The sequence below is a fragment of the Vogesella mureinivorans genome (assembly GCF_007644035.1).
Lineage (GTDB): Bacteria > Pseudomonadota > Gammaproteobacteria > Burkholderiales > Chromobacteriaceae > Vogesella > Vogesella mureinivorans.
In genome coordinates this window covers 1-290 of record NZ_VMTV02000317.1, presented here as the reverse complement: position 1 = coordinate 290, position 290 = coordinate 1, and the positions used below count along the sequence as shown (strand labels likewise).

Annotated in this window: 1 protein-coding gene; it reads left to right on the top strand. The window is 52.4% G+C overall.

Going from position 1 to position 290, the window contains the following annotated elements; all coding sequences use genetic code 11:
* The coding region (locus FLQ44_RS25545; protein WP_500692544.1) for a thiamine pyrophosphate-binding protein at nt 1–290 on the top strand (290 nt) is incomplete at both ends.

Sequence of the window (290 nt, the reverse complement as noted above, 5' to 3'; positions counted from 1 at the left end):
CCCAAGTGGTTTAACCGCGATCGCTTTGTCCTCTCCGCTGGACATGGCTCAATGTTACAGTATGCCCTGCTGTATCTAGCTGGCTACGACAGCGTGACGCTGGAAGACATCAAGGAGTTCCGTCAGTGGGAATCAAGAACCCCAGGACACCCGGAAAACTTCATGACACCTGGAGTGGAAGTCACGACGGGGCCATTAGGACAAGGTATTTCTAACGCTGTAGGCTTAGCGATCGCTGAAGCTCACCTAGCAGCTAAGTTTAACAAGCCCGATAGCACCATCGTAGACCA